24 protein-coding genes are annotated in these 24,188 nt (G+C 46.0%); 8 read left to right on the plus strand and 16 right to left on the minus strand.

All coding sequences use genetic code 11. The features are described from left to right. Nucleotides 1-11: 11 nt before the first annotated feature. The 7 genes from MKY95_RS20260 to MKY95_RS20290 are packed head-to-tail and all read right to left on the minus strand — an operon-like array spanning nucleotide 12 to nucleotide 5,051. Nucleotides 12-587 (minus strand): SMI1/KNR4 family protein, encoded by a 576-nt coding sequence (locus tag MKY95_RS20260; RefSeq protein ID WP_076318126.1) that lies wholly within the window; start codon nucleotides 585-587, stop codon nucleotides 12-14. A 51-nt stretch (nucleotides 588-638) separates the two neighbouring features. After that, entirely contained in the window at nucleotides 639-1,061 is a 423-nt protein-coding gene (locus MKY95_RS20265; RefSeq protein WP_076317543.1) for a hypothetical protein, read from the minus strand. Nucleotides 1,062-1,092: 31 nt separating this feature from the next. Then, nucleotides 1,093-2,394, minus strand: a complete 1,302-nt coding sequence (locus MKY95_RS20270) for a hypothetical protein (protein WP_076317542.1) — start codon at nucleotides 2,392-2,394, stop codon at nucleotides 1,093-1,095. Between the two features lie 21 nt (nucleotides 2,395-2,415). Further along, nucleotides 2,416-3,150, minus strand: a complete 735-nt coding sequence (locus tag MKY95_RS20275; protein ID WP_036672888.1) for an SMI1/KNR4 family protein — start codon at nucleotides 3,148-3,150, stop codon at nucleotides 2,416-2,418. Between the two features lie 45 nt (nucleotides 3,151-3,195). Then, nucleotides 3,196-3,756, minus strand: a complete 561-nt coding sequence (locus MKY95_RS20280; protein ID WP_076317541.1) for a hypothetical protein — start codon at nucleotides 3,754-3,756, stop codon at nucleotides 3,196-3,198. Beyond that, a complete protein-coding gene (locus tag MKY95_RS20285; RefSeq protein WP_036672890.1) occupies nucleotides 3,753-4,403 on the minus strand; it encodes a hypothetical protein in 651 nt (216 codons plus the stop codon). Before MKY95_RS20285 ends, MKY95_RS20280 begins: the two co-directional genes overlap by 4 nt. A gap of 39 nt (nucleotides 4,404-4,442) precedes the next feature. Further along, entirely contained in the window at nucleotides 4,443-5,051 is a 609-nt protein-coding gene (locus MKY95_RS20290) for a hypothetical protein (protein WP_339194162.1), read from the minus strand. 279 nt (nucleotides 5,052-5,330) lie between these two features. On the opposite strand from MKY95_RS20290, the gene MKY95_RS20295 reads away from it, so the two are divergent. Further along, a complete protein-coding gene (locus MKY95_RS20295) occupies nucleotides 5,331-6,326 on the plus strand; it encodes a multicopper oxidase domain-containing protein (RefSeq protein ID WP_253501228.1) in 996 nt (331 codons plus the stop codon). Between the two features lie 56 nt (nucleotides 6,327-6,382). Further along, nucleotides 6,383-7,084 carry a Crp/Fnr family transcriptional regulator gene (locus tag MKY95_RS20300; RefSeq protein ID WP_339194164.1) on the plus strand — a complete coding sequence of 234 codons (702 nt, stop codon included), beginning with the start codon at nucleotides 6,383-6,385 and terminating at the stop codon, nucleotides 7,082-7,084. Nucleotides 7,085-7,213: 129 nt separating this feature from the next. Here the strand turns inward: MKY95_RS20300 and MKY95_RS20305 are convergent, their stop codons facing one another. Then, nucleotides 7,214-7,936 (minus strand): hypothetical protein, encoded by a 723-nt coding sequence (locus MKY95_RS20305; RefSeq protein ID WP_076328446.1) that lies wholly within the window; start codon nucleotides 7,934-7,936, stop codon nucleotides 7,214-7,216. 177 nt (nucleotides 7,937-8,113) lie between these two features. Here MKY95_RS20305 and MKY95_RS20310 point away from each other — a divergent pair, with 177 nt between their 5' ends. The 6 genes from MKY95_RS20310 (at nucleotide 8,114) to MKY95_RS20335 (ending at nucleotide 11,912) form a co-directional block, all read left to right on the plus strand. Then, nucleotides 8,114-8,815, plus strand: a complete 702-nt coding sequence (locus MKY95_RS20310) for a Crp/Fnr family transcriptional regulator (RefSeq protein ID WP_339194165.1) — start codon at nucleotides 8,114-8,116, stop codon at nucleotides 8,813-8,815. 302 nt (nucleotides 8,816-9,117) lie between these two features. Beyond that, the gene (locus MKY95_RS20315) at nucleotides 9,118-9,351 is read left to right on the plus strand and encodes a DUF2249 domain-containing protein (protein WP_036613358.1); all 234 of its coding nucleotides are present in this window, start codon (nucleotides 9,118-9,120) and stop codon (nucleotides 9,349-9,351) included. A gap of 17 nt (nucleotides 9,352-9,368) precedes the next feature. Then, complete coding sequence (locus MKY95_RS20320; RefSeq protein ID WP_339194167.1) at nucleotides 9,369-9,743, plus strand: hypothetical protein; 375 nt, start codon at nucleotides 9,369-9,371, stop codon at nucleotides 9,741-9,743. Beyond that, the gene (locus MKY95_RS20325; protein ID WP_339194169.1) at nucleotides 9,730-10,335 is read left to right on the plus strand and encodes a DUF2249 domain-containing protein; all 606 of its coding nucleotides are present in this window, start codon (nucleotides 9,730-9,732) and stop codon (nucleotides 10,333-10,335) included. Before MKY95_RS20320 ends, MKY95_RS20325 begins: the two co-directional genes overlap by 14 nt. Nucleotides 10,336-10,348: 13 nt before the next feature. After that, entirely contained in the window at nucleotides 10,349-11,581 is a 1,233-nt protein-coding gene (locus MKY95_RS20330) for a hypothetical protein (RefSeq protein ID WP_339194171.1), read from the plus strand. Between the two features lie 28 nt (nucleotides 11,582-11,609). Continuing rightward, nucleotides 11,610-11,912 (plus strand): metal-sulfur cluster assembly factor, encoded by a 303-nt coding sequence (locus tag MKY95_RS20335; protein ID WP_339194172.1) that lies wholly within the window; start codon nucleotides 11,610-11,612, stop codon nucleotides 11,910-11,912. Nucleotides 11,913-12,179: 267 nt separating this feature from the next. Here the strand turns inward: MKY95_RS20335 and MKY95_RS20340 are convergent, their stop codons facing one another. The 8 genes from MKY95_RS20340 to MKY95_RS20375 form a co-directional block, all read right to left on the minus strand. Next, the gene (locus tag MKY95_RS20340) at nucleotides 12,180-12,521 is read right to left on the minus strand and encodes a cupin domain-containing protein (protein ID WP_339194174.1); all 342 of its coding nucleotides are present in this window, start codon (nucleotides 12,519-12,521) and stop codon (nucleotides 12,180-12,182) included. Nucleotides 12,522-12,664: 143 nt separating this feature from the next. Beyond that, nucleotides 12,665-14,623, minus strand: coding sequence for an ABC transporter permease (locus MKY95_RS20345; RefSeq protein WP_339194176.1), 1,959 nt, complete (start codon nucleotides 14,621-14,623; stop codon nucleotides 12,665-12,667). Continuing rightward, nucleotides 14,598-15,368: an ABC transporter ATP-binding protein gene (locus MKY95_RS20350; protein WP_036613332.1), complete on the minus strand. Its 771-nt coding sequence runs from the start codon at nucleotides 15,366-15,368 to the stop codon at nucleotides 14,598-14,600. The genes MKY95_RS20345 and MKY95_RS20350 overlap by 26 nt, the downstream gene beginning before the upstream one ends. Before the next feature lie 189 nt (nucleotides 15,369-15,557). Then, nucleotides 15,558-16,556 carry a sensor histidine kinase gene (locus MKY95_RS20355; protein WP_339194179.1) on the minus strand — a complete coding sequence of 333 codons (999 nt, stop codon included), beginning with the start codon at nucleotides 16,554-16,556 and terminating at the stop codon, nucleotides 15,558-15,560. Next, a complete protein-coding gene (locus tag MKY95_RS20360) occupies nucleotides 16,553-17,266 on the minus strand; it encodes a response regulator transcription factor (protein WP_076250051.1) in 714 nt (237 codons plus the stop codon). The genes MKY95_RS20355 and MKY95_RS20360 overlap by 4 nt, the downstream gene beginning before the upstream one ends. An 83-nt stretch (nucleotides 17,267-17,349) precedes the next feature. Then, nucleotides 17,350-18,324: a sugar kinase gene (locus MKY95_RS20365; RefSeq protein ID WP_076250602.1), complete on the minus strand. Its 975-nt coding sequence runs from the start codon at nucleotides 18,322-18,324 to the stop codon at nucleotides 17,350-17,352. Nucleotides 18,325-18,395: 71 nt separating this feature from the next. Then, complete coding sequence (locus tag MKY95_RS20370) at nucleotides 18,396-19,439, minus strand: SPFH domain-containing protein (protein WP_036672907.1); 1,044 nt, start codon at nucleotides 19,437-19,439, stop codon at nucleotides 18,396-18,398. Nucleotides 19,440-19,705: 266 nt separating this feature from the next. After that, the gene (locus MKY95_RS20375; protein WP_076250050.1) at nucleotides 19,706-24,082 is read right to left on the minus strand and encodes a glycosyl hydrolase 53 family protein; all 4,377 of its coding nucleotides are present in this window, start codon (nucleotides 24,080-24,082) and stop codon (nucleotides 19,706-19,708) included. Nucleotides 24,083-24,188: the final 106 nt, after the last annotated feature.

Below are 24,188 nucleotides of genomic sequence, written 5' to 3' on the forward strand. Positions count from 1 at the left end.
CGTGCAGGATTTTAATAGGTGATCTCATCCATCATCTTCAGATTACGGTTCGACATGCTGAGGAGATCCGTGAAGGTAGGTGTAAGGTAATAAACAAAGTCCGGATCGTGCACGTACATAATAATCTGCCCATACGTGCCTTCCGCCGTTGGATCAAAATCGAGCATCAGATACAGTGAACCACCTGCAATTGTTGCAAAAGGAATCCATGGTTTATGGAAAAGGTATGGTTTGATCTCCGGGTCCAGCTGGCTGATCTCTTCGGCAGAATAATACTCTTCAAGCTTCTCATCCACTTCACAGAAGTATTGTTTGGTCTCTCGAATCTCTTCCAATGACATCAGATAAAAGGGTGTACATCGGCCCGTCTCGGCATCACCCGGGTACAGTACATGCAACCCGTAGCCACTACCGTCTTTCCTTTGGTAAAAGGCACGAAAATCGCCAGGCAGCCGGACGCCATACTCCTTTTCGAATAGATCCAGACTTTCCTCGGATGCACCTTCCCGATGTTGATATTCTTCAAACAATTGCCGAATCTCTTGATCCTGTATTCTCTCATCTAACAAGTGATTCAGCTCGTCCATTAGCACGTTTAATGATACATTCGGCTCCAATCTCACCACACCTCCCCTAACTCAGTTCTTCTCTTCTTGTAGATACTGATGATATTCCCAAAACGCTTCTTCCTCTCCGCCGCCTTCAATTAGAATCATGACTACGTAAGATAACAAATTAAGCCATTGTTCCATCAATGTCACCTGTTCGTCGGAAATGAGGTTGTTGCTGCGAAGCATGCCTTCGGGTTCAACGGCCCAAGCACGGGCCATATGAGTAATTCCCCATAGACATGCCATGACTTCCCGATCCAGTGAAGGCCGTGCAAGTTCGGACGCCAGAACACGCAGTATCTCCATCAACTCATGAAAATTCTCCTTAATCAAATGTCCACGGAAAGGCCGCAGACTGCCAATAAAACCGTTCTCCATCTTGGGATGACTCAGATCATCATAAGAAAAGGAGTGACATTTTAATAACGTTACAGCCTCTTCACGTTCCATCCCTTCACCCCTACTAGGTCAAAATGCTACCTCACCAGCGCAGAGGTTCTTCTCCACGCCACAACACATACCGCTCCAACTCACGAAGAGTGCCTGTACCGATCCCGTACTCGTCCATTTCTTTGGAACAAAGATCGAGCACATGCAGCATGCCACCATATGTGCCAACTGCAAGTTTGGATCGCTCTGGTGATACGGCGAGAGAATAGATGGTACTTCCCACAAAATGACGCCATACTTCCTTACCCTCGCCATTTACACAATATAGATAACCATATGCATCCCCAAGCACCATGCCTGCCTCTATTTCCACCGCTGCATACACACGTGCATTCTCATCCATCACTGGCCAATCTTCCTTCGTTTCGTTGCCTGCAATTGATTTCAGCTGGACCTGTATCGTGACCCCGTTATAGAAATGACATGCGTTAAACCAGACGGTCTGGTTATCACTGGTGAATGCTGCATAATGAGGGTAGCTCGATTCTGGATAGAGAGAGTATGTCTTGCTCAGCCGACGGTCCATCACCATATGATTGCTTCCTTGGCTGCCATAGGCAATCCATCTACCATCCCTTGATACAGCTGCATGTCCCATATCTATCTGTGTATCCTCTAGCTCATACTCTTCAATCTCTGCCAGATCGGGATGAAGCAAGGTCACCTGATCTTGCGTTACAAGATATATCCCGTATCTTGAGTGTATAAGTAGTGCTCTGCCTTCATCCATAGGTATAAGTCCTTCAAGTGTCCGTTCGGGATGCTCACAGTCCGCAAGTGATTCAATCCGAGGTAATGCCGACTGTATCCGGGCTTGAATATCTTCCCATCGATATGTCGCTATCTCCTGTCCTTCCAACTTGCGATCTGGCTGACGAATGATACGAATCCCATCCGGTCCTGCAAGCGCAAAGTCAAGTCCATCCGATGAGCAACCTGCAAAAGTATATGGAGAGATCAACTGCCATCCGTGCTGATCCATCGTATATATCTGACTATTCTCCGTGAAAATCCCCGTATTACATACAATCGTTTCCTCGTTCAGATAACCTACAACTTTGACCGCTTGCATGGAAGCCTGAAACGCCTCGTTCAATGGCCACGTCGCTGCGGGTAGCTCATGTCGAAGCACCTCCACATCACCATGGAGATTGGCCTGTCCCACCATATGGAATACTTCAGTACTCATTCCGCTTCTGGAGTCTACCTCCAACTCGGATTCATCCGGTTGCTCTCCCTGCATACTTCTCCGGACAAATGCATTGACATCCCTTGCATAACGCTTGCCTTCATTGCGCCATTGTTCCGCAATGTCTTCCTTTAACCAACTCATAGGTGTCCCTCCACTCTGCCCCTATTCATATGCCGTACAATGATGTGCCTGCAAGAACATACTGATTTCGTTATCCGTCGCCTCCTCCGCACCATTCTTTTCTTCATAGAACAGGGCAACTTCTCTCCCAGCTGCATAGTTAAATCGTAAATATCCTCCCATCGACACCATGAACATCTTGCACATGTACTCATTCTCCAACACAGCATCCCACTTAAATTCTGTTTTGCATGTATCGGCGAGTTCCTTCATGGAGCTTCCCTGTTCCGTCCCTGAAAAATGGTAAAACGTATGTTTCCGCAGCTCATTCCACGGCTCAAAGTAAAGTGGCGTTATTGGTTTATCCTGATGGTAATACCCACAATAGATCCGGTCCAGCGTTTCGCCAAATTCAGTCTCCGAGCATGTCCATAAGGTGATATTTTCATCATGACGCGGTAGCCACAACAGCCCCTCAACTTCCGGATGAACAGCAAGGAAATCTCCATCTACAGAACTGCCGATGGAGATGCACTGCTCAAGTTGATGCTGACTTATAGGCGAATCATCCGTATGTATCCAAAAATCATATTCAACAAAAGGCTTCAACACTTCTGGGTCCGGTCTCTGCACATTCATCCACCCCGTATATGTACCTTCCCCGTAGTGCTCAATCCAGGTGCGGTATGATAAAGGTAGCGAGATGCCGTGCTGTTGTTCAAAGTGATCCAGTTCCTCTGTTGGAACCGGCTTAAGTACACGGGATACAATATACATTTGTCGACATCTCCCATCTCAGTTTGGTTCATTCGTTTTCAGGATCTAAGCCAGTTCTTCCTGTACAATTTCAGTCCATACTCCTTTACGATTCAGAATGCGAACGGCAAAGGCATCATATCCATCACGCTTGACCTGATCAAAATGCATGCTCTCTCCCGTAATCAGTTCATATGCACCATTTTCATCTACATCTTCGCCAAACTCTTCATCCCAAGGCACATTGTAGTAAGCCGTCAACTCTACTTCAAATATGTCCTCACCTTCAACATCCAGGTAAGGACGAAGGGGTCTGTCATGTAGTGCGTCTTCCGAATAGGTCTCACATAACATAGCATCATATCCGTGCTTGGCGGTATCAATGAGCAGATAGCGCTCACCCGTGACCGTATGCTCCGCATATACAAGAAGAGGTGTCGAATCATGCCAGGCAATCAGATCATCTTCCGTCAAGTCACCATAATAAAAAATATGGAATTTATCATGACCGTCACTCATTTGAAGTTTGCCTTTCCACTCCACTTCATCGGACTTTATGTTCTCTTCCTTCCTAATTAATCCTTCCAGATAAGCAGGTCCGTGTTGTACACCATACTCATTCATCATCTCGCCTCCGATTTGTTCATTCGAATAGTAACTACTTTGTGTTCCTCATCCACCGTCAGTTTCACATCAATGTTAAGCTTGTCGCGAAATAACGCCGTAATATTGATATACGGATCGCGGGCAGCTTCGCTACTACCGCCACTATTACGGCTCATTCCCTGATGAATGATGGATTCTACCAGCTGTTTATCTCCCTTGCCGGTGTTATTGTATGTGTAGATCACCTGCCCATCCTGATCATACAGATTCAAAACCGTTGTGAAATCATTGGCGTTCTCATACTGTCTCTCGGTCTGTACATAGTTGTGATCTGTACGTTGATAGTTTACAGTACCAGCCAGATACGGATTGTCCCCGCCTGGCTTCACATCATACTCCTTATAAGCCAGATTAAACAGGTATTGGATATGATTCATATCAATCCGGTAATAAAACTGACGGTTATCTTCCTCTTTGTCCATCGCTGCAAAACTGTTAATCAGCGGCCAAGCCCCATAGGACTTCCCATTAACATCAACGGCCAGAGCATAGTCAGATAATACTGTCTCTTTTTGAAATACACCGAATGTCTGTAAAATAAAATAAGCCGGAATCATCAACATACCCAGAATGACTGCAAAAATAGTAAGTTTAACTCGTAGTTTCATGTCTTCTCTCCTTGCGGCTTTAACTCTTCAATTTCAGTCTCATCCAGTCTTGTGCTGAAGCTTCGACAGTGTACGAACAACCACATCCCTGTTCTTCGCATCCTTGATATATGCCGGAATACTATGTGAAGCCGTTCGTATAGGCATATTTCCGTATTTTACACGCAGGTCTGCGGAGACATAAGCGATGAGATAATTCAAATGCTCCCGATTCACAGCCCATATTATTTTTCCTCTGAAATTATCCAGGAAGTATAATTCCAGCCCGAACACAGGATCTTTCCCAGCACAAATCTCGGAAAAATACCTTTGGTATGTCGGCTTGGCGTGTAATTCAACCTGATTAACAGAACTACAATGCGGACATTCCACATGCGTCGATCGGTGAGACGTCTTCTTCTCGTCTGTGACTTCCACGTTAAACCAACGTTCACATACAGCACAATTCCCCTTGGCTTTATATTGATATACTGGTTCTTCAAAAGCTTGAGCGTAACATTCGTAACACTTCCATCCCAGTTGATCATTCCGTTGATCAATCGAAGCGTGCCCACCGCATTTGGGACATTTCACATCAATCCGCTCTCCCCGTCGAAGAACCGAATAGAAACTATACTTATACGCACCTTCATCTTCGAAACGTTTCATCCTGTATCCACCTTTCTTCTGAAACTACGACATACACAGCGTCAAAATACTCAACATTTACCAATCCATCTCTCTAAAATTATATGAAACTCCGTTGCTCAGCACAACAATTGAAGACAGATTGTTGGAAATGCCTCTATTACGACATACCCAAGTGTGTGCCTCATCACACCCGTCTCCACCTCAATAACGTAATCTATAACTAAATAACTACTGAAATGAAAGAAAACCCGCTTTTTATATTGTGAAAAACATCACTTGAGTAAAGGTTGTGCAACTATGTTCTCCTTACTGAATGTATATAAATGGTCACTCGTATTCGCTATATTCACAGCAACTCTCTCTCACTGTAGTTCAACCGATACAGTTAAACCTGTTCACCACGATGAAGTCTCCTCCTCCTCCTCTGCGATCAGTCAACCCCCGGTGGACCCGATCATTCGCAGAGAAGGTACTACGGTATATATTGAAATGACGGCCCAGGTTACAGATGTCGAAATCTCCAAAGGAGTGATATACAACGCTTGGACATTTAATGGTACCGTCCCCGGACCCGTCCTACGAGTGACAGAGGGAGATACCTTGGTGTTCACGTTGAAAAATAAAGATTCCAGCCTTCCTCACTCCATGGATTTTCACGCTGTACATGCTGCTCCCAGCAGCAAATTTATTGATGTGATGCCAGGCGAGGAAGGCACGTTCACTTATCCCACCTCCTCACCCGGTGTATTCATGTATCACTGTGGAACCAAACCGGTCCTTGCCCATATCGCCAACGGGATGTACGGCATGATTATTGTGGAACCCAAAGCAGGATACCCTTCCGATCACTTGGTTGATCGTGAGTATACCCTTGTCCAGAGTGAATGGTATAAAGAGCATGATTATGAAGCTTTTTTGAACGGGGAACCGGATTATGTCGTATTTAACGGCAATGATTATGGATTAATAAAACATCCCCTGTTAGCCAAAGTAGGAGATACGGTGCGAATCTATGTCAGTAATGCCGGACCCAATGAAGTCTCATCCTTCCACGTTGTGGGTACCATTATGGACCGTGTGTATACCGATGGGAATCCACGCAACATCCAGTATGGAATACAGACGGTTATGCTTCCCGCAAGTGGTGGAGCTGTCGTAGAGTTCACCGTGACCGAAGAAGGTGATTATGCGATTGTAACCCATCAGTTCAACCATGTAGCCAAAGGCGCTGCCGCTGTTCTGCGTGTGACCAAGGATGGTGCTGATCATGGTGGACCCGCGATGTCTCACTGAGACATGACAATAGATAATGGCTATACCTATCCTGAACCATTCGAGGTGATTAAACGATGATCTGTACACACGAAGCGAAGGATGCCTGTTTCTCCAAAGTATCTCTGTTCCAGCATCTTGATCCATCCGAAGCTGCCTTGTTGATCTCCCTTCTGCATACCCGCAAATATAACAAAGGCGAAGTTGTTGTCCAGGAGGGCGAACGCTCCGATACGCTTTATGTGGTTCATCAGGGATGTGTGAAGTTATCCATATACAATGAAAATGGCAAGGAACATATTATCCGGTTTCTGTTTCCCGGCGATTTCTTCGGACAAGATTCCCTGTTACACCAAAAACCACATGCCGCAAACGCCGAAGTTCTGGAGCCTTCAGCCATCTGCTCTATCAGCAAGCATGACTTTGACCAATTACTTGAACATGATCCGAAGCTTGCTTATCATTTCCTGCTTGCCATTACCAAGCTTCTCCGTGAAACGGATGAATGGAACAGCTCGCTCAGTGCGATGACAACGGAACAGAAGATTGCCAAGTTGCTTTTGTATTTCCATACCCGAAATCATGCAAAACATGAGATCCGCTTGCCTGTATTCAAAAAAGATATGGCTCTGTTACTCGGGATCACACCCGAAACACTTAGTCGCAAACTTGCCATGATGCAAACTCAGGGACTGCTTCAGGTTACAGGAAACTGCATCCTTATTCTGCAATTGGAGCAGCTCAGGGAAAGAATTGAACCGCCTGCCCGAAGCCAATGAACTGGGTAAGAAAGCTTGCGGATGCGAGGAAGCTGTTTTGGCAAAAAAGAGTATCCGATCAGAAATCACGCTGTTCGGATACTCTTTTTATATAAATTCAACTCATTGATCGGAAGCTTGTTCTGTCATCTACAGATCCAGCAACAGCGACACAAGCAATCCCATAGATGCAATCAAACCCACAATTGGCCCACCCTCTTCAAAGGCTTCCGGCATCATCGTCGAGCAGATCATGGCAATGATTCCACCACCTGCAAATGCACCAATCGCTGCACCCATCTCCTCTGGAAGCTGTTCCAGAAACAGATATCCACCCAAAGCCGCAAGCGCGGAGATCAATAGTACACTCAGCCACATTAATATGATTTTGCCACGACTGTACTTGCCCTGTAGTCCAACCGTACTGGACAGACCTTCAGGAATGTTGCTGACAAAGATCGATACCACCAGCACCACACTGACACCGTTACCGGCCAGCAAGCTGGCACCAAGCATGATGGATTCCGGGATAGCATCCATTACGGTTCCTGCAAAGATCCCAAGCCCGCTTTGGTTCGAGTCTCCCGACTTTGCCGAACGTTTACGCCCCGCCCCTCCCTTTGCAGAAACGAGCAAGTCAAACAGCGTGTACACGACGGCACCCGCCGTAAATCCAATGGCGGTAGGTATTATTCCTCCATCATTCAGCGCATCTCCGAGAAGTTCAAAGGTCGCTGCACCAATTAATGTTCCTGTCCCAAAAGCCATGATCCATCCAATGACTCGTTTGGGAATCTTCAGAAACAAGGCTGCGAGTGCGCCAATGACAACCGCTGAGGCAGAGATGCCGCCCCACATGAATGCAGTCCACATCCGGGCCGACCCCTCTCTTGTTTAATCATATTCTATCATTCCATTAACCCAGGTTGAGTAATCAAAAACAGTGATGTGGCTTTACGGTGATCTATATCACCTGATGTGTTCAAAAATCACGTTATGATGAAATGATGTCGTCGTTCAGAACTATGAACACAGAGAGGAGAGATTCTCATGAGTAGGGTAAACAAAGATACAACAGCGGAGTTTCTACAACAGTTCCCCATCTTCCAGGACCTCAGCCCCGAGGAATTAAAGCAAGTCGAAGATATCGCCATTTCCAGAAGCATTCAGAAGAAATCGGTTATTTTCAGCGAAGGAAGCGAAAAAGAAGCTGTCTTTTTCATCCGTACCGGCATTGTAAAGGCCTATAAAACCGATGAGAACGGGCATGAACAGATTGTCTCTTTCCTCAAAACAGGAGATATGTTCCCACACACCGGCTTTTTTAATGCGCACCCTTACCCGGCTACCGCAGAAGCCATTACCCCTACCGAACTACTAGCCATACCTGTCCGACTTTTCGAACGATTAATGCTGAGCACACCTTCAATTGCGATCAAAATTATGCGTGTGCTCGGTGACAAAATAAGAGAATTACAGGATAAATTGCAGGTGCTCTCTGGTCAGGATGTACGCAATCGTGTACTTTCCTTCCTTCTTATGCTCGCAGATCAGCATGGACAGACACATGGAGACCAGATTATCATCAACCTGCCCATGACACATCAGGAGTTTGCCAATTCTATTGGTACAACAAGGGAAACAGCGAATCGGCTCTTAAACCAGCTTACAAAAGAGAATTTGCTCGAAGTGGATCGCAGCCGGATCATCATTTATGATTTGCAAGCTTTGAAGCAACAAAGGGATACGTGACCACCCTGCACCCAGATACACTGTTTTCTCCTACGCTATTACATTAAACTGTGTGTGCATAAAGAGACCTTAACGACCGTAATCGATGTTAAGGTCTCTTTCGCATGCACAATTAGCAATATACGTATCAGGATATTGTTAGCTTTGGCTTGCCGACGGCACTCTTTCCATACAGGATTGTGACTCAAATAAGGCGAGACTATGACATTAAAAAAGGTGTGAGCAGGCTCACACAGCTCCCTCCTCACGTTTTCTATAATCAAATTGCAACACCACACTATCCCTATTTGGAGGAATGACACATGAACACATACGCAGCAACCATTAATGCCACGGAGTATCCACCGCATTTGAAACATAAAGTTATTTTCGAAACGTTTGATCAGTTGCAACCACAGGAATCCATGTTGCTTATTAACGATCACGATCCAAAGCCTCTTCGATTCCAGTTTCAGTCCACACATCCTGATGGCTTCAACTGGGAGTATATTGAGCAGGGTCCTACAACCTTCCAAGTCAAAATCAGTAAATTATAGATTGGAGCTGAACCACTATGGCGCACGTTGAAATCATTGACGATACTACACTTCGCATCACGCTGCGGCTGGAAGACGCCACAACCATGGTTCAATTGGCACAGCGTGAGCAAGCAGAATATGCGCAAGAGATTATCACCATTTACGAAAAAATGCCTGTGTTTGAACACACTCATTTCTGTTTTTACGCCTATGACAGTGCAAAACTTTTTGAGCGTGTGCTCGGCATGGACCCCAAAGCCTACCTGTCCTTCTCCCTCGATGCGCCGGAGTCATTCTTCTATGCGCTGTACGGTGGAATGGCCGCCCTGTATGAATCATCTCTGCAGTTGGTACAGCAGACGGATGTAGCTAGTGCAGGATCGGATGTGAACGCACATGTCTCCATCTGATGTCCATATTGTTGAATTGGATGTGCGTCTTCATCTGAGTAAAAAGTTGGAGCCGTTTCAACTAATCATGGACACGGTCAAAGGCCTTCAGCATGAAGATGTCTTTGTACTACATGCTCCATTCAAACCAACGCCCCTGCTCGGTATTCTCAAGATGAAAGGATACTCCAGCACATCGGAACGAAAAGGTTCAGATCACTGGGTTACCACGTTTGTGCACAAAAAAAATAAAACCGGTGCCAAAGCATTATCTGCAATGGTTTTATCTGGATCAGTAGTTAATTTGGAACCCGATTCAAGTGAAGAATCAGCTTCATGCAAAGGGCATCCGGAGGAGCAATCTGTTGCAATTGAAGCCATTGAACCTCCACAGGCGCCCAAAGTTATACTGGACAATCGCGGATTGGAACCGCCACAACCCATGATGCGAACACTTGCCGCACTGGAACGTTGCAAACCTGGGGAAGTCGTACTGATTCATAATGACCGTGTGCCAGTCTTCTTGATTGAAGAGTTAAATAATCTCGGTTGCCCCTTTACGGTTGAGGATCAAGCCGATGGTACGGCCAAAGTGAGAATTGAAAAAGGGTAAGGAGGCAAAAGCCATGTCCAGGTTGCCGTTTCTTTTTATCATCACGGGCATCTTTGGATTTGTAATGTATCACGCATTCTCTCTGCTCTCGCTGACAGGCTGGCTTGGTGATGAACTCAGAGGACCCGAAGGCTGGTTTCATGCCCATCTGTTTGTGCTCGGGTGGGCAACCATGCTGGCTATGGGTGCCGTTTATCAGTTGATACATGTTATTTTGCAATCCAATATCTACAGTCTGTTTCTTGGTTATTGTCATTATTTCTTGTTCAGTATCGGAATCGTGGGCATGTTATACGGCTTCATCCGTGCAGATGTCATCTGGATTGCGGGTTCTGCTACACTCGCGCTCTCGGGCATTCTGTTGTTCGGATGGAATATGGCCGTTACCCTCTTCCGTGCCTCACAGTGGAATCCGGTAACGATCAGTGCAGCTTGTTCCTGTCTTTATCTGGTTCTAACCGGGCTTTCCGGTATGCTGATGGGTCTGAATTTTGCCTTTGGTGATTGGAATAGTCTGCATGAACGATTATTCGGTGCACATATCTGGATGGGAACACTAGGCTGGTTTGGCATGTTAATTACCGGCTTCAGTTACAAAATGCTTCCGATGTTCTACCTGTCCCACGATTATTCCATTCGACTGCAAAAAGTGGTCTTGGTTCTGTGGAATGCAGCTGTAGTTACAGGTGTTGTCGCATTTCTGACAGGTATCAAGGGAGGATTGCTCTGGCTTGCGCTCTTACTTCTAACCGCCGCCCTTCTCTTCTATGTGTATCACTTGGAGCAAATTCAGGAGAAACGGCACAAAAGTAACCCAGGTCCGGGCATTCGCTGGTCTGTGTATGTAAGCCGTGCGTTTGCTGTATATGCTGTTGCCCTACTGATCTATTCTTCGCAAGGGACTGAACTGCTGCTCCATCCACGTGTTGTTCTGCTATCTGGATGGGTATATCTCGGGGGCTGGGTGTCTCTCACCATACTTGGTTATGCCTCCAAAATCGTGCCTTTTCTATGGTGGACCCACAAATATGGCAAGCAGGCAGGCAGACCCGGAACACCGCTGATGGCAGGTATGCTGAGTGAACGCAATGTCAATTGGGGTATGCTCGCCATGGTCGCTGGAAGCCTTTTGCTTGTCAGTGGAATTCTGATTAATCTGGCTGAGGTCATGATGGTTGGAGGAACGATACTGTCTCTTGTCTCCATCGTTTATATAACAAATATTGCTTTGGTATTCAGACGTTAATGTTAATAAAATGGACTGGAGAGTGAACATGATGGAACAAACCACACATTTGCTGGAATGTCTCAAGGAAGTATATGACCCTGAATTAGGTGTCAATATCGTTGACCTGGGTCTGGTGTATGAAGTAAGGGAAGAGCCTGAACGGGTACATGTATGGATGACGCTGACTACACCAGGTTGCCCGTTGCATGATACGATTGTCGGAGCGGTGAAATGGGTTTTGCAGGAAAATACAAATAAGACTGATATTGATGTTCAACTGGTGTGGGAGCCACAATGGTCTCCACAGCTGATGTCAAATGAAGCCAAGGAAATGCTGGGATACTTCTAGGCAGAATGACGATAGACCGGATGAATGAACAAGTTGCTGGCGGAATACAAAGAAGCGTACTTAAGATCTGATGTTCTCAGACCCAGGTATGCTTTTTGTTTTGCGATGGGAACATACACTGGATATACACCCCGGAGATTGCTAGAAGGACGAATGTTGGAGCAGAGTATTCTTGAATAAAAATAAATAAGGAAACTCCAGAATAGAGTTCCCCCTTATATTGATGCCAATCAGTGAATCATTTTATCGATTCCTTGATATTAGATGTTAGATGTCCTTTGCATAGGATGCTGCTGGCACTTTGTTTAACACCACGAACAAACGAACCTCCTGATCTCCTGTATTATGGAATGCGAACTCGACCTCACCGCCGCAATGGATCACATCCTCTTGTTTCACCCCTTGTTCTTTTCCATCCAGAATAAGTGTGCCTGTGCCTTCGACCACCAGCAAAATAACGTCTGTGCCCGGATGTTTATGAACGGGAAGCTGCTGCCCTGGCAGAAAATGAAGGACAAAGGTCACTCCACCACCCTGTTGGAATAAAACACGTTTCGTAAACCGGTCCTCACTAAATATTTTGACTTCTTGCAATGACGTGATACTCATGATAATCGTCCTCCTCGATAATATAATCTGTGAATACATTCATCTTATCGCAAAAAAGCCCGCGCTTCCTTGATCTGAATCAAGAAATGCGGGCAATGAACAAATCATGGGTCGGTCCTCATGACCGTTTGTTTCTAAGATGGTTACACCATCATTTTGCGCAAAGAAGCGATATATCTCGAACGTATAATGATAAAATAAAACGTCTGTGCAACTACAAAGGCACCAAATACAGTCAACACGGGCATCGTATAATTGGTAATACCGAATTCAGTCAGGAATGGCTTAACCACCACCAAAGTTTCAATGATAGCTACTCCGATCGGTAAAAAGAACAGGATAGCAATCTGAACGGTGGATGATCGTTTCATCTCCTGGAAACTGAGACCCATTTTCGAAAGAGAATGCACCATCTTTCCATCCGCTTCAAGATCGGTATGCAGTCTGAAATACAAAAAGCTTGCAGAAGAGATCGAGAAGATTAATCCGATAAATATGCCCAGGAAGGTAAAGAGTGCTGTACCCTGTCTGAATCTTTCAAAATCATCGTACCGCGTACTCAGATATCCAGACTGGTTATCCGTTGAAGCGTTGCTGCTTCGGATGGAATCCGCGGAGGATAGAAGCTGATCGCTAACCATGGCTTCCGAAGAGTGGCGATCAGGTACAGCATGACCCCATGCAGGGATCTGATACAGATATTTACCAGATATCATATTATCTTTGATCTGTTGGGCAATCTCTTCATACTTCTCATCCGGTAGGACAACTATACCTGTAGCATAGAGTAGGGTTCCAAACTGTGGATCGATATCTGTATCCGTAACCCTAACTTCCAGCGGACTAGCATTCAGACTCAACGTCAACTTGTCTCCCTTCGCATAATTACGAAATCTGTTGCGCTTTATCTGATCCTGACCCTTCTCATTGCGGGTATCCACAAATACAGCGGACCCGGTATCCAATTCGAACATCTTTCTCCCTTGTGTCAGATTGTATTGGTTGTATTGACTAAGCGGCATAACCGAGACTGCACTCTGATCTGCATTAGACCAGAAATATTCAATATAGACTTGCTGATAATCCAAGCCTGCGGCTTCAAGTTTCGAATCAATAGCGCTCATATCCAATTGCTCTGTTGGTCTGAATACGTTGTATTGAATTGCAAAATCGTTGTTTGTAAACTGTTCCCGGTTCTCCTGATCCAGTGACAAAATTACAACTGCACTCATTGAAGCAATCGCAATCACCACGGTCACCATAAAGAGCATGCGGGCATTATCCTTCATTTTATAACTCATCTCTGAGATCCACAACAGACGTGTACCATGCCATACCGTTTTACGATTACGCTTCAATAAACGGATGATGAGCACGGAAAGTTGTGAATAGAAAAAATACGTCCCGGCTATCCCTGTTACTGCTGCAAGCATGATTGTTCCGCCATTTAACCCGTTGCGGAGTACCACAAAACCTACTGTAAGTAATGCAAAACCCAGAAGTGAGAAGAACCATGAAGCTTTGGGCTCTTTTTTAGGTTTGTTGGTTCCCGTTAGAAGTTCTAACGTCCGTTTGTTTCCGATAAAAACCAATGTAAAAAGTGAAATGCAGAAAAATAATAACAGAAAGGCCCCGATCGTAATCAGAATCGCTTTAACGGGAAAATAAAAGGGCAGATCATCCATCCCGATAAAACGAGTAGTTAACATCAGGAACAACTTGGACAACAACATACCTCCGCCGATACCGGCAATAATGGACAGGCAGCCGATCAACATGTTTTCCAAAATGACCAATCTCCGAATCTGTGCGGGTTCTGCACCAAGTATGGTCAGAATGCCAAACTCTTTATTCCTTGATTTGAGAAAAGCACTGATGGAATACATAACAAAGAAAAATGCAAACACATATACGATAATTGAAGCGATCTGCATTCCCGTAGCGGTTGTGTCACCCATTGGCAACTCTGTCACATATGGATGATAGATAAATACCGCATAAGCGAAGAATATCATGACCATAAACACACTACTTAGAAAAAAAGCAATATACGCTCGCCCATTCCGGCGAATATTGTTAAACGCGAACTGAGGAAAGCTCATGTGAATTCCCTCCCCAGAAGGATAAAGTATCAATGATCCGTTGGAAAAACGTCTGTCGATTATCTCCGCGGTGCACCTCGGCTGCCAGCTTTCCGTCCTTAATGAACACGATGCGGTTGCAATAACTTGCCGCAAGCGGGTCATGTGTGACCAACATAATAGTTGTTTTCTCCTGCTGGTTCATCTGTTCAAGTGACTCCATGACCGCTTGGGATGACGTAGAATCCAGCGCACCGGTGGGTTCATCCGCCAAAACAATCGAAGGCATATTGATCATGGATCTCGCAATGGCTGTTCGTTGTCTCTGTCCACCCGAAATTTCGTAGACTCGTTTATCCAGAATATGATCAATCCCAAGCTTCGCTGTAATGCGATGTAGTCTGCTCTCCATCTCCTTCAGTTTGACCTTGTCCAGTGTCAATGGAAGTACAATATTCTCAGCAACAGTCAGCGTGTCCAACAGATTGAAATCCTGAAAGACAAATCCGAGTTCTCGACGTCGGAACATGGCAAGTTCTTTCTTTTTCATATCAAAGGGGTTCATGCCATTAATCAGCACCTTGCCTGAGCTGGGTTCATCAATGGTGGAGACCATGTTTAACAATGTGGTTTTGCCACTGCCCGACGGGCCCATAATACCCACAAACTCACCTTGCTTGATTGTCAGATGAATATCACTAAGGGCTTGAGTCTGCACTTTGCCCTGATATACTTTGTTCAGTCCCGATACCTGTAACATTTCCATACGTAATTCCCTCCTGATCCATCATTCTTTATACGTTAATTCTATTCTTATCCTAACTGACCTCCCGTAACGGTGCTATCGAATTACCTTAAACTTCCCTTACAATGCGTTTAAGGTTCTGTTCCCCTGCCTTCTCTATCACACTTCTGTGCATTAAAAAAAGCACCTCGCCCATGGGCAAAGCACTTTTTAGTTGGGATATTTCGAATGAATCCAGCTGAATCTGACCAACGTTCCCTCATTCGGCTCCGAAAACAACTCGACACGGTTATCCAGGCGGGCACTGATCTCACGGACCAGATATAATCCCATTCCCGTAGATTCGTGGTATTGCCTGCCCCGTTCACCTGTAAAATAGGGATTGAACACGCGATGAATATCCTCGGAAGAGATGCCGATTCCCTCATCCTGAATGTCCAAGATCGTACGCTCTTCCTGTTTATAGCCGGTAATGATCACTTTTTTGCCTGATTTGCTATCGGAATAGTTCACGGCATTGGTCAAAATCTGGGTGAACATGAACCGCAGCCACTTGGAGTCACTGTAGATCTGAAGTTCACCCTCCATACGGATATCCGGCGTAATGCCTCTGCGAATAAACAAACGTCGGTTCTCTGCAATGCTACTCCGAAGCACCTCATGCAGAGACAACAGCTCCACACGAAAATCCCCTTCGAACTGTTCAAGCCTTGATGAATGCAAGACCATTTCAAGTCCTTTGCGCATTTTATCCAGCTCATCCTGAATACTGCCAGCCGTCTCATCGTCCACATCTTCCAAGGTCAGTTGGATAATGGACAACGGGGTCTTCATCTGATGAACCCAGCGATTCATGAATACCACCTGCTGTTCCTTGCTAGTACGTAACTGCCCCATCTCGTTCTGCCGATTACGCTCCAGTTCATGTAACAATTGCTGGATGGCTTCCGCCACGACCGAATTTCCAAGCGTTTGGAAAGGTTCGTTTACCAGTTTTCGTGGTTGTTCAAGCAGACGATAATACGCTCGCAGCTGGAAGTAACGTATGATCAGATAGACCAACAGCACAACAGTACTGATCAGCATGCCATAGAGAACAATCTTCATCGGACGGCCCTCACCAGAGAGCCAGTACACACACGGAACCAGCAACATCTGTAACACATAAAATCCAACTAACATCTGGTGGTCTTTCAGGAACAGTCTCATTTCCCTTTCCCCTGTGAGGACGAATCCAGATCCAACATACGATAACCCGCTCCGCGAACCGTCTCCAAAATCTCTTCTGCACCCAGCTCCTTCAACTTCCGGCGAACACGTGTAATATAGACATTCAACGTATTATCATCGATAAAATGCTGATCTTCCCACATTTGTTCTAACAATTTTTCTCGGCTGACAACTCGCCCTGCCTTCGCCATCAGCGCTTCCACCAGTATCGCTTCCTTCTGTGTCAGCTCGGTAGAACGCTCATCATATTCCAATACAAATCGCTCAGGATAAAGGATCATGGGACCGTTCTTCACCTTCACTTCCTGTTGAACAGCAGCGTAAGAACCATAGGCTCTGCGCAGCTGACTACGGACTTTGGCAAGAACAACTTCATATTGAAAAGGTTTTGTAATATAATCATCCGCTCCATGTTCCAACGCCATAATCTGATCCATACCACTATCACGAGCCGATATGAATAAAATGGGACATATGGAATGTGTGCGTATCTGCCTGCACCAGTAGTATCCATCATATTGAGGCAAATTCACATCCATCAGCACAAGGTCCGGCTTCACTTCCACAAATTCATCCAGTACATGACGAAAATCATCTGTGACCTGTACCTGGAATCCATTTCGGGTCAGATAAGCCGCCAGTAATCCTGCTAACTTGGCATCATCTTCAACCAACAATATCGACTGCATCGTTAACCCTCTTTCCGTTTCCTGACGTCAGTGTATCACATCTAGTTACCCATTCTAGTCGGAAACGGCTTGAAAATAAAGGTTTAGACCACGAGACGTCCCCTCTTCTCTGCCAAACCAATGATGGCTTCTACCCCTGAATTAAACTCAAGAAAATCCTGCTCGACCCCATCGCTGAAAATAACACCGTCCTCCGGCATCTGGGATACAATGTGCAGTGGTTGCTTTGAATGGATCTGTCCAAACACGAGATTGGCCGCAGTCGTCCGGCTCGGAAAAGGTTCACGTACTGAAAAATATAAGTACGGCGCATCCCAGTTAAAATGATTCAGCTCTTGCCTGCTCCCATGAATGGATGCCGATGCTGTAGCGACCTCCGCTTCGGAATTCATGTTCTGCCATGCAGCGGACCCTACAATTCCGGTGGCTCCGGCCAGCACACTTTTGAACCAGCCTGTCGATCCCATGCCTGTGGATACAATGATGCCACTAGAAGATTGTTGTTCTGTGGATGAACCCAAACGCACTTCATAACGAGCCGATACATGCGTCTTCCGACCAATGAACAGATCATTCACACCATATAGATACTGTCCATCATTGAGTTCCACTTTGGCGAGAGTGACTTCTTTCAAGGTTCGTTGCTTTCGAATGACATCAGGAACAATGAAGCTTAGATCTTCCACGGTAAAAGGTAATAACACGCCATCCCAACGCATCGGGTCCGGATTCACACCGATGAGCGGCTGCTCGGTTACGTATTTGAGGGTGTTGGCTACAAGCCCATCCTGTCCAACCACGACCACGATATCTTGCTCTCCAAAGATAAAGTTGGGTACATGTTCCCGATCAATCGTCTGAACGCGGCCCAATTGACCCAGTTGCTGCTGTGCCTGCTGCACAGATAGCCGATAACGACGGTCTTCCTCCATATAATCACTGAAGTCTGCACCCAGACGTTCAATATAGAACTGAGCTTGCTGCACCGTGTTATATCGAACCACCAGCTCTTCCAGTCTGGTCCGGCGCTTCACCAGAATCAGCTTGTGTTCGCTCATTCGATCATCCGCGGTGGCCTGCTGACGTACTGATTTCCCTGCTTGCTCTGCTTGCTCTCTTCTTCCTAGCCTCATCTCGCTCGTCCTCCTTGATCTCTGCCCGGCACAGGAGACATTAATCCTTGCAACAGATCCGGCGAGATATTAAGCTGCCCAATCTTGCCTGCATTTTCAGCCAGTTCCTGGAACGCGAGTGCGATCAGCTTATCAGAATTCATGCCCATATTCGCCATTGCTTGCAGTACATTGGGCTGTACATTTTGCAATGAGTTCATCACGGCAGCAATCTCATACGCTTTGGCATCTGCCTCGGCATTGTGATTAGCAATAGTTAACTCAATCAGTTGCTGCTTACGTTCCTCCATCGCTGTATTGAACTGAAGCTGCTCCTGCTCCATCTCGTTTTGTTTCTGTTTCACCGAGCGTTCTGTCTGCAATTGGGTCTCACGAATTTGCTGTTTCTTCGTCTCTACGGCAATTTCGGTGTTCAGTTCGTTCTCTTTCACTCGTCTTTCCTGTTCAATCGATGCATTCCGACGTACATAGAGCGCTTCATCTGCCTGACGCAAAATCTCTTCCCGCGCCTGTGCTTCCAATGCACGCATCGTCTCTTTATTAGGCAGAATGGCCAGAATCGATAGACTCATCAACTCAACGCCCAATTTCTCCAACTCTTCACTTTGCACAACCTCGCGTTTCATGCTGCTTGCCAGCCGTTCACTGGATTGAATAGCTTCTTTCAGCGGCATTTGCTCAAGATGTTTCTTGGTTAGTACTTTCGCTGTGGTGATCACCCGTTGATCCAGCTTGCCGGGGTCGTCGGAGATATACCGATTTTTGCGCAAATTGTACGTGTAATTCAGGCTCTGGGTTATTTTCAAATAATCCACAATGCGATAACTTAATTGCCCCTGCACAGTAACCGTCTGATAATCCGCCGTAATCTCTTCGAACATAAACGGTACATCCACCGAGGATACGGGTAGAACCACTACCGATGTGGTCGGCTCATAATAATAGAAGGACAATCCGACACCTTGACGTTGTACCTCACCATTTTTTACTTTCATGACATATTCACTGGGTTGAAATTTCGCAAATCGGAATCCAAACATAGCTCATTCCCCATTTCTTTAATATTGTCGTTTTGATATTATCGAAATGATAACAAATGAATTCGATATTGTCAATACGACATTAACAAAATGTTTATATGCCTATTTAGAGAAAGCGGGTCCGTTATAACCTCTTTTCACAAAAAAAAATAAAGAGATCGAATCACATGATCCGATCTCTTTACCTGCTTTGTTATTTTCTATTAGTGCATGCTGATGATGCACCAGGCATCCTTCATAATAAAAACGGACGTTTTGAACTATCTCTAATACAGTTGTTCCATCATTCTGGCGACTGCAACAGCTCCCTGTGCACGGTTCGCTGTTTCTTTCGGAGCAAACGTGCCATCAGGCATGCCATTTAGCAGCCCAAGTTGTTGCATCGAGGCTACAGCTTCTTTGGCGTATGCTGCGATCTCGGCGTTGTCTAAAAACAACATATTTCCTTGTACAGAATTGGTCGCATCCTCACGCTGCACAACCTTCAGTGCTCTGTTCAGCATAACGGCCATTTCTTCTCGTGAAATACGTTCATTCGCTCCAAAGCTTCCATCTGCTCGGCCTTGAATTATTTCCATTTCCATTCCAAGTCGTACTGAATCGGCAAACCACTGCCCTTCCATCACATCCGTTGGGACTGAAATAGATGGATCCGGCTGGCGTGCATCACCAATACCTTTAATAATCATTTGCAAAAATTGTGCTCTGGTCAGTTCACCTTGCGGGGCAAAACGAGTTGCGCTCATCCCCGAAATAATCCCTTTACCGTAGAGATTCTGTACCTCTTGGATTGCCCAATTGTGATTTTGCAGATCATTTAATGGTACTTCAACTTCTGCAATGACATAACTGCTGGATTCCAGCGGTTTGAACGTCATCGTTTTGGTCTTGTCATCGTACTTGGAATACGTAACAGGCTTCATTTCTCCACTTGTGGATATGGAATGTACAACCATAACTACATCATTTTTCTTAGGTTGTTCCACATTGGATAGAGCAACTTCAACCGCTCTGTTTGTCCATTGCAATGGCTTATTGTTCATTAACAAATTCACATCAACAATCGCATGATTACCGATCGCTGCTTTTTGCGATGTAGTCAGTGTATCTGTCGATCCTTTTGCCACTACGATATCGAACGTTCCCTCAGTCTCCGCAATGGTTAGTGGGAGTGATCTCAGAGGAACACGAACGGTAGTCTGTCCTACAACTACATCTAGGGATTGCACTTCCTCGGAACGAACCCATGCTGCCAGCTGACTTGCAGCCAATTGGAATGTGACTGTCTTGGCTCTGTCAGGCACATCTGCAATCAGCTTCAACGTACGATTTCCTACATCCATCGATTGCAGTGCCTGAGTTAATTGGGATGCATCTGGACGAATGGAATACTTCTCATCCCCGGCTGTCGTTCCTTTTAACGTGATCGATCCCTTCTCCGGTGCAGTACCCGCTCCAACTGGTGGGGTTACAGATGGATTCCCCGTCGATGGTGCTGTTCCCGGGTTGGAAGGTTGTGAAGGTACACTTGGTTCTGATGGCTGGCCAGGGCCAGGTGTTACATCTTGACGTACAAGCTTACTCACAGCATCTTGTAACGCACGATCCGCATTGCTCACATCTTGCATTGAAGATTCAACATCCAGAATGAATGCCTTCGCTTCAGAAAGTGCCTTACTAAATACATTCCAGCTTGATGTCGTGTATTCGGTTTGTTTTAATTTCTCAGCGGCATCTACAGTAGCTTGCAGTGCAGTTTTGTCTGCCGGGAACGTACCGTATGCTTCAAATTCCATGAATCCTACCCATGTGGGACCTGTTTTAATCGTTACCCGAATGTAACGGCCCTCCGTGCCTTCTGGAAGTACATGGCTAGGTGCGGTCGATACAACAACATCACTTGTGGTGTCCACTACTTTCACAAAATTTTTGTTATCGTTGGACACTTCAATCGTATATTTGATACCACCACTCCACATGGACATCTCGATCTTGCGCAGGTTTGCGACTTGCCCCAAATCTACTTGCCACAAGCTGTCAATACTCTTATCGGTCCCCCATGAAGTGTTCGGATCGTTGTCGATTGCACCTTCAGGAGAGTTGGCTTGATTGCCTCCTGTCCCTGCACTGCTTGAAGCCGTTGCCGTTTTGCCCGTTGTTAAAGCCTCCAGAGAGACCAGACTAGTAAAGGCTTGTTTCAACGTACTCAGTGCTGAATTCACCTCAGATTGGACAACAGCATTGTTATCTCGGACCTGAATCGCTGTCTGCAAAGACTGTTCCAATACAGACCAGCTCCGGCGTGTATAGGAAGATTTAGTCTGCTGCTGCATTTGTTGAATGTACTGGTGCAGTTGTGTTTTGTCCACATTGGATAGACCTTGAATGGCATCATGCAAACGTTTAACCGCTGTATTCGCATCCGTCTGTGTTGCTCTTGGATCATTCAAGACCTGATCAGCGCCTTCCAGCGCTTTGGTCAATACCGCCCAAGTGGCCGCAGACCAGTCAGGCTGCTGATACGTACGCGCTTCCGCTATTTTAGCTCTGAGCTCGTCAAGCTGCGGGGTGATAACCTGCATCTGCTGCATCACACGTTCCAATGCTGTTGTCGCTGCATCTGTATCTGCTTGAGTTACCCCGCCCGGCGTGTATGCCTGTTGGTATACATCATTCGCTGCCGAGATTGCCGGAGCCAGAGTCACCCAGCTTTCCGGAGTAAAATCAGTCTGTACCAATGATTTGGCTCGTGTAAGCGCCGCATCCAGTTGCTGGCGGTCTGCGGGCAGAAGCTCCAATCCGCGTTTGTAAACATCCAGTGATGGCAAGGCACGTCCTTCGTAGGAGTATCCACCATTCCCCGGAAATTCATCATAGTCGAACATGGCATGATTTTCCCATGCATCTCCCTCGGAATCAATCCAGCCTACATTGGCGGCAATCCATGCGGGCTCCCAATAGAAGAAGCCTGCTCCGCGGTTTTCCGGCACGTCAGCAATCATATCCATAATGCCAGCAATAGCATCATATTGCCCCTGTACCGTTGCAGGGAATGTTGCTCCCCCAACATGAAGCGCTTCATCCGATCCAATGATATTGCCGTGTGCATCCCCGTTTTTATATGAGAATGGATACGATGTCTCGGCAATAATCACGTCTTTTTTGAATTTGTCAGATACTTTATTCATGGTGTTCTGCACATCGGCAAATGTTCCATGCCAGAACGGATAATAGGAAAGTCCGATGATATCGTACTTCAGTTCGCCTTTCTCCAGCTCACTGAAATACCAGTCGAACGTATCCGCCTTGCCGCCTTCTGCGAGATGAATCATGATTTGAACCTTATCAGCGTTATTGGTGATCTCTCCTTCTACTGCACGTACAGCATCAATTCCGCTTTTCAGCAATGCAACATTTTGCTTAAAATCCACGTCGCTGCTCAAGCCGTTCAGAACACCACTGTTGATCTCATTACCGATCTGCACCATATCAGGCATGGCGCCCTTTGCTTTCATTTCTCCCACAACTTCATACGTATAGTTGTATACGGCCTGCTTCAGCTCTTCATGCGAAAGGCCTTCCCAAGCTTTGGGACGAAGCTGCTGACCCGGGTGCGCCCACTCATCCGAGTAGTGGAAATCCAGCAGGATCTTCATACCTTTTTTCTTCACCCGCTCGGCCAAACGAATGACATCGTCCTTGTCGTTGTAGCCCCCTGATTTCTGTGGATCATTCCACAGACGAAGACGCACATAATTGACACCGCGATCCTTCAGGATATCAAGCAAGTCCCTTTCAGTGCCATTACTATCCAGATACTTCCCTCCATTAGCCTCAATGGCGGTTAACGTGGAAATATCCACTCCTCTAACGTAATCCGTCCGATATCCTCCAACTGTTACAGTGGCCTCCGGTTGAACAGGGGCTCCATATACTGCACCCGTCACGGTAAAGCTACCCGCATGTGCGTACTCTGAAGGGTCGATACTTTCCCATTCCACTGGAACCGAACCAGATTTGTCGTTCGGATACTTCGCTGTCACTTTTGTTGGCAGAACAGGTGCAACCCCAGCTACTGTATTGACCTTAACGGGATCGTAACTTGTAATGGTTGCTGGATCAATTTTTTCCTCTTTTCCCCAGACTTTAAGCTCGGATATCCCGGGCCACCAATTTGCTCCCGCATAGTACGGAATTGTAACCTTCACATACTGGACAGGTGTATTGGTCTGGAACTCTTCACTGGCAACAGTCTGTTTTATTTCGTTAGTCGTTTGGTCCACAACAGTTGACCAGTTGTTACCATCATCAGATACTTCAATCAAATATTTTACAACTTGGTCTTTGTCCTTCCAAGTCAATTCCGCTCCAGATAGATCATATGGCGCACCTAGGTCTATAGTCAACCAATGAGGATTACTCTCAGAAGTAGGTGAGCTCGCACTCCAGTGAGTATTCACATCACCATCTACCGCCTTTTCTTTTTGCCCCTCATTCACTAGATCTTCCTCTCTTACCGTAACCACCTTGTTAAATGCCACGTTCACTTTTGCATCTTCTGCAGCCGCTGGACGAACCATCAACCCCAGATCACAGAACAGCATCAGCAATACCAGACACCCGCTTATGTACCTCTTGTTCACTCTTGATCTCCCCCTTTTTGTGTTTGATTGTGCATGGATCAATGAATGTTATGAATCCTCCTCATTGTAAGCGCTTAATAGTGATGGGTAACACGGTATTATCCAA

It is taken from the genome of Paenibacillus sp. FSL P4-0176, assembly GCF_037975265.1.
In the GTDB taxonomy this organism is placed as follows: domain Bacteria; phylum Bacillota; class Bacilli; order Paenibacillales; family Paenibacillaceae; genus Paenibacillus; species Paenibacillus amylolyticus.

Bases quoted from the DNA above. Each gene is read 5' to 3' on its own strand.
- MKY95_RS20360 (WP_076250051.1), bottom strand. From the start codon at position 17,266: ATGCAGTCGATATTGTTGGTTGAAGATGATGCCAAGTTAGCAGGATTA.
- MKY95_RS20295 (WP_253501228.1), top strand. From the start codon at position 5,331: ATGTTCTCCTTACTGAATGTATATAAATGGTCACTCGTATTCGCTATA.
- MKY95_RS20280 (WP_076317541.1), bottom strand. From the start codon at position 3,756: ATGATGAATGAGTATGGTGTACAACACGGACCTGCTTATCTGGAAGGA.
- MKY95_RS20275 (WP_036672888.1), bottom strand. From the start codon at position 3,150: ATGTATATTGTATCCCGTGTACTTAAGCCGGTTCCAACAGAGGAACTG.
- MKY95_RS20270 (WP_076317542.1), bottom strand. From the start codon at position 2,394: ATGAGTTGGTTAAAGGAAGACATTGCGGAACAATGGCGCAATGAAGGC.
- MKY95_RS20305 (WP_076328446.1), bottom strand. From the start codon at position 7,936: ATGTGGACTGCATTCATGTGGGGCGGCATCTCTGCCTCAGCGGTTGTC.
- MKY95_RS20285 (WP_036672890.1), bottom strand. From the start codon at position 4,403: ATGAAACTACGAGTTAAACTTACTATTTTTGCAGTCATTCTGGGTATG.
- MKY95_RS20340 (WP_339194174.1), bottom strand. From the start codon at position 12,521: ATGAGTATCACGTCATTGCAAGAAGTCAAAATATTTAGTGAGGACCGG.
- MKY95_RS20310 (WP_339194165.1), top strand. From the start codon at position 8,114: ATGAGTAGGGTAAACAAAGATACAACAGCGGAGTTTCTACAACAGTTC.
- MKY95_RS20370 (WP_036672907.1), bottom strand. From the start codon at position 19,439: ATGTTTGGATTCCGATTTGCGAAATTTCAACCCAGTGAATATGTCATG.
- MKY95_RS20315 (WP_036613358.1), top strand. From the start codon at position 9,118: ATGAACACATACGCAGCAACCATTAATGCCACGGAGTATCCACCGCAT.
- MKY95_RS20355 (WP_339194179.1), bottom strand. From the start codon at position 16,556: ATGAGACTGTTCCTGAAAGACCACCAGATGTTAGTTGGATTTTATGTG.
- MKY95_RS20350 (WP_036613332.1), bottom strand. From the start codon at position 15,368: ATGGAAATGTTACAGGTATCGGGACTGAACAAAGTATATCAGGGCAAA.
- MKY95_RS20335 (WP_339194172.1), top strand. From the start codon at position 11,610: ATGATGGAACAAACCACACATTTGCTGGAATGTCTCAAGGAAGTATAT.
- MKY95_RS20320 (WP_339194167.1), top strand. From the start codon at position 9,369: ATGGCGCACGTTGAAATCATTGACGATACTACACTTCGCATCACGCTG.
- MKY95_RS20325 (WP_339194169.1), top strand. From the start codon at position 9,730: ATGTCTCCATCTGATGTCCATATTGTTGAATTGGATGTGCGTCTTCAT.
- MKY95_RS20365 (WP_076250602.1), bottom strand. From the start codon at position 18,324: ATGAGCGAACACAAGCTGATTCTGGTGAAGCGCCGGACCAGACTGGAA.
- MKY95_RS20290 (WP_339194162.1), bottom strand. From the start codon at position 5,051: ATGAAACGTTTCGAAGATGAAGGTGCGTATAAGTATAGTTTCTATTCG.
- MKY95_RS20300 (WP_339194164.1), top strand. From the start codon at position 6,383: ATGATCTGTACACACGAAGCGAAGGATGCCTGTTTCTCCAAAGTATCT.
- MKY95_RS20260 (WP_076318126.1), bottom strand. From the start codon at position 587: ATGGACGAGCTGAATCACTTGTTAGATGAGAGAATACAGGATCAAGAG.
- MKY95_RS20345 (WP_339194176.1), bottom strand. From the start codon at position 14,623: ATGAGCTTTCCTCAGTTCGCGTTTAACAATATTCGCCGGAATGGGCGA.
- MKY95_RS20330 (WP_339194171.1), top strand. From the start codon at position 10,349: ATGTCCAGGTTGCCGTTTCTTTTTATCATCACGGGCATCTTTGGATTT.
- MKY95_RS20265 (WP_076317543.1), bottom strand. From the start codon at position 1,061: ATGGAACGTGAAGAGGCTGTAACGTTATTAAAATGTCACTCCTTTTCT.